General features: G+C 56.7%; 10 protein-coding genes and 1 tRNA gene. 5 read left to right on the plus strand and 6 right to left on the minus strand.

Features of this window, described 5'->3' with window-relative positions:
* Nucleotides 1-158: 158 nt before the first annotated feature.
* Together ACFE7X_RS20955 and ACFE7X_RS20960 are read left to right on the plus strand one after the other, a co-directional pair.
* Nucleotides 159-1,265, plus strand: a complete 1,107-nt coding sequence (locus tag ACFE7X_RS20955; RefSeq protein ID WP_375437642.1) for a type III polyketide synthase — start codon at nt 159-161, stop codon at nt 1,263-1,265.
* A 139-nt stretch (nt 1,266-1,404) separates the two neighbouring features.
* Nucleotides 1,405-2,109 (plus strand): methyltransferase domain-containing protein, encoded by a 705-nt coding sequence (locus ACFE7X_RS20960; protein WP_375437643.1) that lies wholly within the window; start codon nt 1,405-1,407, stop codon nt 2,107-2,109.
* A gap of 75 nt (nt 2,110-2,184) precedes the next feature.
* On the opposite strand, the gene ACFE7X_RS20965 is transcribed toward ACFE7X_RS20960, so the two are convergent.
* Together ACFE7X_RS20965 and ACFE7X_RS20970 are read right to left on the minus strand one after the other, a co-directional pair.
* On the minus strand, nt 2,185-3,093 hold the full coding sequence (locus ACFE7X_RS20965; protein WP_375437644.1) for a histone deacetylase: 909 nt from the start codon (nt 3,091-3,093) through the stop codon (nt 2,185-2,187).
* A 195-nt stretch (nt 3,094-3,288) separates the two neighbouring features.
* A tRNA-Val gene (locus ACFE7X_RS20970) sits at nt 3,289-3,363 on the minus strand.
* 202 nt (nt 3,364-3,565) lie between these two features.
* On the opposite strand from ACFE7X_RS20970, the gene ACFE7X_RS20975 reads away from it, so the two are divergent.
* Both ACFE7X_RS20975 and ACFE7X_RS20980 read left to right on the plus strand, forming a co-directional pair.
* A complete protein-coding gene (locus tag ACFE7X_RS20975) occupies nt 3,566-4,243 on the plus strand; it encodes a porin family protein (protein ID WP_375437645.1) in 678 nt (225 codons plus the stop codon).
* Between the two features lie 80 nt (nt 4,244-4,323).
* Nucleotides 4,324-4,830, plus strand: coding sequence for a DUF6992 family protein (locus tag ACFE7X_RS20980; protein ID WP_375437646.1), 507 nt, complete (start codon nt 4,324-4,326; stop codon nt 4,828-4,830).
* 61 nt (nt 4,831-4,891) lie between these two features.
* Here the strand turns inward: ACFE7X_RS20980 and ACFE7X_RS20985 are convergent, their stop codons facing one another.
* From ACFE7X_RS20985 to ACFE7X_RS20995, 3 genes are all read right to left on the minus strand, one after another.
* Nucleotides 4,892-5,464: a type 1 glutamine amidotransferase domain-containing protein gene (locus ACFE7X_RS20985; RefSeq protein WP_375437647.1), complete on the minus strand. Its 573-nt coding sequence runs from the start codon at nt 5,462-5,464 to the stop codon at nt 4,892-4,894.
* A gap of 124 nt (nt 5,465-5,588) precedes the next feature.
* Nucleotides 5,589-6,110 carry an acyl-CoA thioesterase gene (locus ACFE7X_RS20990; protein ID WP_375437648.1) on the minus strand — a complete coding sequence of 174 codons (522 nt, stop codon included), beginning with the start codon at nt 6,108-6,110 and terminating at the stop codon, nt 5,589-5,591.
* Between the two features lie 128 nt (nt 6,111-6,238).
* On the minus strand, nt 6,239-7,336 hold the full coding sequence (locus ACFE7X_RS20995; RefSeq protein ID WP_375437649.1) for a DUF3616 domain-containing protein: 1,098 nt from the start codon (nt 7,334-7,336) through the stop codon (nt 6,239-6,241).
* An 850-nt stretch (nt 7,337-8,186) separates the two neighbouring features.
* Between ACFE7X_RS20995 and ACFE7X_RS21000 the strand changes: the two genes are divergently transcribed.
* On the plus strand, nt 8,187-8,975 hold the full coding sequence (locus ACFE7X_RS21000; protein WP_375437650.1) for an SDR family oxidoreductase: 789 nt from the start codon (nt 8,187-8,189) through the stop codon (nt 8,973-8,975).
* Between the two features lie 88 nt (nt 8,976-9,063).
* On the opposite strand, the gene ACFE7X_RS21005 is transcribed toward ACFE7X_RS21000, so the two are convergent.
* Nucleotides 9,064-9,401: hypothetical protein (locus ACFE7X_RS21005; protein ID WP_375437651.1), on the minus strand; the 338-nt coding region annotated here is incomplete at its 5' end.

Genomic DNA, 9,401 nt, shown 5'->3' on the forward strand with positions numbered 1-9,401 from the left:
TTTCGCAGCCTAAGTTGAGTTTTGGTAGTAGACAAGCTCTTGCTATTCCTGTTAATGTCGAGGGCTTGCTGCTTCGTGGCACTCGTTGTGCTGCCTGGCCAGGATGCTGCCCCCACTTCCTCCGTCTCTCGCCCAAGTATTTCCGTATACTGCACTTAATGACCAGCTACCTTAGTGCCATTGGCACGGCCAACCCCACCCACCGTCTGCCACAAGCTGTAATCGGCGAATTTATGGCGCGGGCCTTGCAATTCGACGAAGCCGCCACTCGCAAGCTGCGAGCTTTGTACAGAGTTTCGGGCATTGGGCATCGCTACACCACCTTACCCGACTACGGGCGCGAAAACGGCGACTTCACTTTCTTTCCCAATAGCCCAGACCTGGAGCCGTTTCCTACGGTAGGTGCCCGAATGCAAGCCTACCGACGCGAGGCACTGCCTCTAGCAGCAGCGGCAGCCGAAAGCTGCCTGCAAAGTGCGCCGGAGATTACAGCTGCTTCCCTCACCCATCTGATTTCGGTGAGTTGCACGGGCATGTACGCACCCGGACTGGATATCGAGTTAGTAAACCGGCTGGGGCTGCGCCCAAATGTGCAGCGTACCTGCGTGAATTTTATGGGCTGCTACGCGGCTTTCAACGCCCTCAAACTCGCCGACGCCATTTGCCGCGCCGATGCCGAGGCGCGGGTGCTGGTGGTGTGCACCGAGCTATGCACCCTGCATTTTCAGAAGCACCACGAAGAAGACCATTTGGTTTCCAATGCCTTGTTTGGAGATGGCGCTGCGGCGGCACTGGTGCTGGGCCGCCCTTCGGGTACGAGGCCGCACTTAGCCCTGGAAGCTTTCCATTGCGGTTTAGAACCCGATGGGCACGCCGATATGGCGTGGCATGTCAACGACTTTGGCTTCGAAATGACGCTGTCCTCGTACGTACCCAAACTAATTCAGCGCGGCATCCGGCGGCTCACCGACGACTTACTGCGCCATCTGCCGGTCAAGCTCACCGATATCCGGCACTTTGCTATCCACCCGGGCGGGCGGCGTATTCTCGAAACCATCGAGAAAGAGCTCAACCTAACCCGTGCCGACAATGCTCCCGCTTACCACATACTGCGGGAGTACGGCAACATGTCGTCGGCGACGGTGCTGTTTGTGCTGCGCGAATTGCTGAACAGCTTCACTGCCGCCGATGCTGGGGCACCTATCCTCAGCTTTGCCTTTGGGCCAGGCCTGACGCTGGAAGCCATGCTCTTGCGAGTGGTGTAAGGAATTCACTGTTCTTCGTTTGCTTGTACCTTGAAGCCGCAGGCAGGTAGTCGTTGCTTCGAGCAACAGCAGAATAGTTGGCGCTTCGGGCTACAGAGGCCGCAAAAAGGGGTACGGTGCGTAACTGAACGATTTGAAAATGCCAGATTTTACGCGCCGTGCCATGGAAGAAGAATTGATGGACGACCACTCGTTGGCGACGGACGCGCTGCGCCAGAACCTAGACGAGTTGGAAACCATTAACACGTGGCTAGGTGGCTATTCGCCAGTGCTGAACGCACTGGCGCGCCTGCGTCCGCAGTTCCCGACGGGCCGGCCGCTACGCCTCGCCGACCTCGGCAGCGGCGGCGGCGACACCCTGCGGCACGTAGCCCGTTGGGCCCGTCGGCACCAAGTTCCCGTTGAGTTAATTGGTATTGATGCCAACGCTTTTATGCTTGAATATGCTGCTGGCAAAGCGTGCGCGTTTCCCGAAATCAGCTTTCAACAATACGACATCTTCTCGCCTGCCTTCCAGCAACAGTCGTTCGACATCATCACATGCAGTCTGTTCTGCCACCATTTCCCCAACGAAGCCCTGACGCAGCTATTGGCGCAGTGCCGAGTTCAGGCCACTACCGGCGTTATCATCAACGACTTGCACCGGCATCCGCTGGCCTACTACAGCATCAAGTGGATAACTCGCCTGTTTGGCGGCTCGCACCTAGTGCAGCATGATGCGCCGCTGTCAGTAGCGCGTTCTTTCAGCCGGCAGGACTGGCAGCTTTTGCTGCAAAAAGCTGACGTCAAGCGCTATACATTGCGTTGGCGCTGGGCCTTCCGCTGGCAAGTGGTGATGTGGTAAGCGGTGAAATTGCAGATTCGCGGTTGGGCTTGCGCCCATTACACGGCTAGACCAGCAAACTCACTTCTTCACTTTTTAGCTCCATAAGTCGGCGGCTACCCGGAACGTGTTGGCGTGCGCCTCGATGATGTCGGCGATGCGGGGTGAATAGCCGCCGCCCATGCACACAACTACGGGCAAAGCGTGGCGGTGACAGAGACCGAGCACAAATTGGTCGCGCTGGCGGCACCCTTCCCGGGTCAGGGCCAGGTGGCCTAGCTTGTCGGTGGCCAGTACATCGACGCCACTGAGGTAGAATACGAAATCGGGCTGTACTTCGTCGAGCAGGCGCGGCAACGTAGTATGTAGCAGGGCAAGGTAAACGGCATCGTCGGTGTTGTCGGGCAGAGGTAGGTCGAGGTCGGAGTGCTCTTTGCGGTGGGGGTAGTTGCGGGCACCGTGCATCGAGAAGGTAAACACCCGCGGCTCGTGCTGGAAGATGGCGGCCGTGCCGTTGCCCTGGTGCACATCGAGGTCAACGATAAGTACTTTGCGCACGCCTAGCGCCGGGTGTGCCAACAGGTAATCGGCAGCAGCGGCTTGGTCATTGAGTAGGCAGAACCCTTCGCCGCGGTTGCGGAAAGCATGGTGCGTGCCGCCCGCAATGTTGAGGGCAATACCACTGCGTAAAGCCCGGCGGGCGCATTCGAGGGTGCCACCAAGAATAGCTACCTCGCGCTCAAATAGTTGCAGACTCCAGGGAAAGCCGGTAGCTCTTTCTTCGTGGCGGGTTAGGTTGCCGGTGCGCAGCCGCTGGTAGTATTCTTCGGCGTGGGTGCGCAGGACGTCGGCGGCGGGCGGGGCGGAAGGGGCGAAAAAGGCGCTTTCCGATACGGTACCCTCGCGCACGAGCTGCTCGGGAAGCAACTCATACTTCAGCATAGGAAAGCGGTGGTTGTCAGGCAACGGATGAGCGTAGAGCGGTGCCCAAGCAATAGAAAGCATAAGTGGAAGAAGGCAGGTTATAGACAACCAGTAAAGAGATGATAGGTGCAACGTGTTGGACAGTTCGCCCTAAGCGCCTGCTTCACCTGCCACCTACAGTAGGTTATCTGCTGCCCATGCATTTGCTTGTCAAAAGCTCTAAAACGATAATAACCGCCTTTCCAGACGGTTATTTCGGATTCGGTGCGATTTGCGTGGGGCGTACTGGGCTCGAACCAGTGACCCCTACCTTGTCGAGGTAGTGCTCTGAACCAACTGAGCTAACGCCCCGCAAATCGGCTGGCGGCGGCCGTAAAGAGCCAAAGATAGTAACTGTTCTTAAAGATGCTAGCTCCCATACGAAAACTTTTACGTCATGCATATAGGCGTTGCGCAACCTTCCGTAGCGCCCCAAGTATAGGCCCTTGGTTGGGCCCATATCCTTTATCCCAATGGGCTTGGCCCCTACTTCATCATTCAACTTATGCCACCCATGAAAAAACTATTCTTTGTTCTCTTTATCTGGAGCTTCAGCTTTGCAGCCATGGCGCAGCAAAGCGTTGATGGTGTGCGGTCGTCCACCGATTATGCACCTTCCACCAGTGACTCGCGCAATAACGGCTTCGGCATCAAAGGCGGCCTTAACTTTATTGACCTGCACGGCAGTGACACCGAAAACTACAATAGTTTATCGAACCTAAAGACCTACCACGCCGGCGTGTACGCCCAATTTGGTTTCAACGACAAATTTTCCGTTCAGCCAGAAATACTTTTCAGCCGCAAAGGCTTCGATGACCGGGAAAGCAATTTGGGTGGCACGGCAACCAACCCAGTGCGCGAAACTCGCCTCGACTACATTCAGGTGCCAGTACTGTTGGTATATAACTTCCTCGACAACGTAAGCATCCATGTGGGGCCTCAAGCTTCCTTGCTGGTACGGGTAAAAGACCAGGGCGAGGAGAAAAGCATTAATGCCGCCGGCTTTCACAGCCTGGACTATGGCGTGGTAGGCGGCCTCGAAGCCCGGGTTGGCCCGGCCCGCGTAGGTGCCCGCTATGATCTGGGACTAGCCAAAATATACGATAACCCTAGCGCCTTTGGCAGACAGGCACTTAGCAATGTAAAAAATGGAGCTTTTCAGGTGTACGTGGGCGTTGGATTTACCAACTAAGCTTCCAGGTAGCCTTCTTTAACACACGAAAAGGGAAGCCGCTTTGGCTTCCCTTTTCGTGTGTTATACGCCAAGACCTTATGCTACTGCTTTCCCTTGATTTATTGCCTGCTATCAGCCAAGGCCGCGAGTTGCTGGCAGAGCGCGGCATGGCTGTATTAGGAACATGGGCCCTGCTCAACTTACTGATAAGTGGCTACTCCGTGAACCGCTCTGGAGTACGCACCGAAGCACTCTACTTCCATCAGATGAACCTGGGTTGGAACTTCGTGAACGTGGCACTGGCGGTATATGGAATGTTACAGGCACACCCCAACCAGGTGGCAGAGCTCAGCTTGGCGGATAACCTGACTGCACAGTTCAATTTCGAGAAGATTCTGCTTTTCAATGCTGGTCTGGATGTAGCGTACGTTTGCGTTGGCAGTTGGCTCCGGGCACGGGCTGCTACCCATCCCAAGCTTCCCGAAAGACTGCTCGGCTTTGGCCGCTCCCTGTGGCTTCAAGGCACCTTCTTGCTGCTGTTCGACTTGAGTTTCTATTTTGTGTATCACCAACAGGCCGCACAACTGCTGGAGTTGTTGCCGTAAAAAAGAAAGACCCTGCCGGGCGAGGCAGGGTCTTGCTGTAAACAGGAGGCAGTAAGCTCGACTAGCTGCGGGGAGCGTGGGCGCCTTCCAATATCTCCTCCACTATCTTTTTGTTGAAGGCGGGAATATCGTCGGGGTTACGGCTGGTAATGAGGCCTTTATCGACCACCACTTCCGAGTCTTCCCACCGAGCACCGGCGTTTTTGAGGTCGGTTTTGATGCTGGGGAAGCTGGTCATTCGTTTGCCGTGGACTAAGCCGGTTTCGATGAGGGTCCAGGGGCCGTGGCAGATGGCAGCTACTACTTTGCCCGAGCGCATAAACTCTCCCACAAAATCAACTACGCTTTGCTCGACACGCAGCTTGTCGGGGTTGATTTGGCCGCCGGGCAGCACCAGGGCATCGTAGTCGGCTACCCGCGCCTCGCCAATTACTTTGTCGACATCTACTTTGTCGCCCCAATCGGTCTTGTCCCAGCCTTTAATGGAGCCGCTTTTCAGGGAAATAACGTCTACTTCGGCGCCTTCACCTTCCAGGTAGCTTTTGGGTTCGGTAAGCTCTACTTGCTCGAAACCGTCGGTGGCTACAATGGCTATTTTCTTGCCTTTGAGTTTGTCACTGCTGAAGATGCTCATACTATACGAATGTTAAGAAAAACGAGGCAGCAAGGTATCCGCGCCGGTTTTTCTTACGCCTAGCTTCCGTAGTGGGTTTACTTGAAGTTGCTTTCCGCCCGAGTTATGCACTCCTCTCAGCTCGCTACTCCTGACGAAGCTGCTTGAGCTGTTTGCGCACCCGCTTCACCCGGTCATCGAAGCCGTCGGGGTCATATTCTATATCGGGCACGTCTAGTTCGTCCAGCATGTCCATCATGGCATCGGGGTGTTCGGTGCGGGTGCCTGATTTCACCGACACAAAGGCCATTTCCGACCACAGCAGCGCCTTCAGGCGCTGCCCATCTTCGCTTAGCATCTGCATTTCCACTACCAGGTTGGAGTTGTCGTAGTGAATGAGTTGGCTGCGCACCAGCACCCTTTCGCCGTGGTTGGCAGGACGCAGGTAGCTGATGTGGTGCTTGGTGATTACCCAGCTGGTGCCTAGCTCCCGTGTAAGCGCGCCCAGGTTGAGTGCATAGTGCTGCGTGGTGTGTTCTTCGCGCGCATTCAGGAAATAATCGAGGTAGCGGGCGTTGTTGAGGTGGCCCAGCATGTCGCAGTCCTGGAAATGAATACGATGCGTGGTTTCGGGGGTGCGCAACAGGGGCATCAGCGGAGTTGACATAGGTGAGAGGGGATTCCAAGCAGGAAAAGAAGCGGGCCGCGGCTACAACTTGCCATCTAAGCTTTTGGCGGAAGCCAAACCTGGCAAACCGTTGCTACCAAAGTAGGTTCTAGACCGAGAAGCCTGTCTTAAATCGGATACACATCAGCTACCACTTGGTGGGCGGCAGGTTTGCGGTCGTCGGTCGGGCTGTCGAACACGACAAGCACGTGCTTGTCGTCGAGCAAGGCCATGCCTTCGGCTTTGTCTTGGCCAGCCGTGGGGCCGGAGCCGTGGGGCACATCGAAGAGACGCTGCAACTTGTCGGAGCCGACCAGGCTGTCTTGCTCGCACCGGAGGGCGTTGGGCCAGCAGTACACGGCAATGGTGCCGTCGAGGTCCATGGTGGGGCCGGCTAGCAAGAGCAGGTCGGAACCGCGCTGGCGCAGTTCGCGCAGCCCCATGCCGCCCAAGGCCAAAAAGTGCTTCTTGTAAAATTTCTCGGTGGCACCCGGTAGTTCACTCAGGCGCAGGCGGCCGTGTTTGTCTTCGCGGGGCAGCAGTTCCAGCACCACTGCCCAGCCGCGCAGCACCGGGCCACGCAACCCCACAAACAGTCGGCCGTCGGGAGCTACCGCTAGCCCTTCGATGTCGAAGCCGTTGTCCTTGCCCGGAATCTGCATGAACGGTTTCAGGTGCGGGTCTTCAGCGAGTACTTCCAGCAACTCGTTGGTGGCGTCGGAACCGTGCAGCTGGGCCGCGCACAGCGTTTTGCCGGCCTCAGTGGGGTGCGGGGCCTCGCGGAATAGTTCGTAGTCGCCGGTGGTAGGATTTAGCAGCAGAGGGATACGAGCCAACAAGTAGCGGCTCGGCTCTTCCTTCACCTCGGCCAGCCTAGCAATTTGCTTGGCCATGTTCTCGTCCTCGGGTTTGGGCTGCTTGCGCTTGCGGCTGTGCGAGCCAATCACCCAGAGGTAGTGGTCGGCTTCGGCCAGGCCTTCGATGTCGATTTCCTCTTCCGCGTCTTCTCCCAAATCAAGCAACTCGCTTAGCTCGTAGCGACAATGCGCGCTGAATTCGTTTGGCCCGACTTGGCGCAGCCGCTCGATGCTGGTTCGTTCGTCGCAGCTCACCCAGATGTTGTCGCCGGTGCGCAACACCGTGGAGAGGCCGTCGCGGACGTGTTTGCCGTCGGCGTTCAGGCTGAGCTTAGGATTGAAATGGAGCAGGGCAGATTGGCGGCGCACAGGCAAAGAATTGAGGTAAGCTGAAGAGCTGTGCGAACGGCCCAGGCCCGCAGAATGTTACGGCGGAAATGCTTGCGGGCTCTGTTGCGGAGGCTGCTTTACTTGGGGCGCTAGGTTGAATCTTGCAGGTAAGATCTTCCCTCTCTTGTCTTGTTGCCGTCGGCATTCGAAAAACGGGCCCACGTTTCGCCTAGCACGCACTGGCTACGTAAAGACTTACTGTTGTCTCACTTACAGGTGTCTAGGCTCATGAAACAAGCTTCCCGCCCCCGCGCTGTACGTACCAGTTTCACCTTCGTCAATACTATGTGGCACGCTTCGTTGGCGGCTAGCTGCCTACTTGGCGTGCTGCTTATGGCGGCCTGCGACCAAGCTGCGACGCCCGCCAAATCCATCAAAAAGAATCGGCAATACAAGGTTCTGAAGGTGGAAGACAAGGGAAACCACGTGCGGAACTACTTGATCCTGAGTAGGGCCTATAGCAATATTATGGACCGTAACCTAAAGGGACTTACGTCTCAGCAACGGGCACGGAACAGAGCTATTCAGGATAGCCTCAGCAGGTTGCCAAGTTCCCCGGAAAGAGACAATCAGATTGCGCAACTCTTTGGCTTTGAAAGCGCACAGGCGCAGCGAGAATTGCGGGATAAGTCGTTTGCAGAATACAGGGCGGCCAAAAGATTTAGCCCCGCTTTCTTCCGAAAGTCTTGGCCAGAGAAAAGAAAGTGGTTGCTCTTAGCCTATGGTAGCGCTTCCCAAGACACCCACCGCGCAGACTAACCGCCCCTTAGTCTGCTTATCAGCAACCTCTATCCTTGGTTTTTCCCTTCCCAACTTCTTTGCAACAAGTATGACGTTCACGGATCAGGTGGTTTGGATTACGGGGGCTTCCACGGGTATTGGCGAGGCGCTGGCCCTGGAGTTTGCTCGGCAAGGAGCACAATTGGTTTTATCAGCGCGCAATGTACCTGCCCTCAGGCGGGTACAAGCCGCTTGTGCACCCGCCCAAGCGTTGGTCGTTCCCGTTGATTTAACTGATGCCGCTAGCCTTCCGGCCGCCGTAGAAGTGGTGCTAACCCATTACGGCCGCTTGGATATGCTGGTCAATAACGCAGGCCTTAGCCAACGCTCCCTGGCCGCGGAAACCACCTTGGCCGTAGACCGACAGTTGATGGAAGTGAATTACTTCGGAACGGTTGCGCTAACCAAAGCCGTGCTGCCGCATCTTGTTCGGCAGGGTAGCGGACGATTGGTAGTGGTAAGCAGCTTGGTAGGCAAGTTTGGCACGCCGTACCGCTCTGCTTACGCGGCTTCTAAGCACGCACTCCACGGCTTTTTCGATTCGTTGCGGGCGGAACTGACGGATACGGGCCTGGAGGTCACCATCATCTGCCCCGGCTTCATTCGCACTTCTATATCCGTCAACGCCCTCACCGGCGACGGTGCTCCCCTCGGAACCATGGATGAGGCTACCAACCGGGGCATGGCTGCCACCGTGTTTGCCCGGCACGCGTTGCGCGCCGTAGCAAAAGGCAGAAACGAAGTCTACATCGGTGGCCGCGAAACGATGGGAGTACTGCTGAAGCGGCTAGCTCCCGGCTTATTTGCGCGGCTCCTAACAAAGGCGAAGGTGCGGTAGCTTAGGGGAAGCTTGAAAGCAATTTTCTCAAGCAGTTGGTGCGTGTACAGCCGCGTTAGTTGAGGCGCGAAGGCTGCCAGAGCAAAACTTACTGGCTGGATTTGCGACTTTGCATTTCGGCCTGCATCTGGCGCTGCTTGGTTTTGAGCTGTTGGTACTGCGTAGGCGTGAGTACCTGTTGCATCTGTTGATTGGAGGCAGTATTGATGCGCTTGAGCTCCGCCATGAGGGCCGGTCGGTTGCTGGCGTACTGCTTCTGTGCATTGTTGGCTTGCTCGGCCGTGCTGGTCAGAATGGCCCGTACTTTCTGCTGCTGATCGGGGCGCAGCTTCAGCTCGTCGGTCATCACATCGGTTAGGTCGCGGGCGGCGGTGGGCGCTACGGTGGGGGCCGGAGCAGGGGCTACGCTTACAGATTTAGCTTCGG

Source organism: uncultured Hymenobacter sp., assembly GCF_964242765.1.
Lineage (GTDB): Bacteria > Bacteroidota > Bacteroidia > Cytophagales > Hymenobacteraceae > Hymenobacter.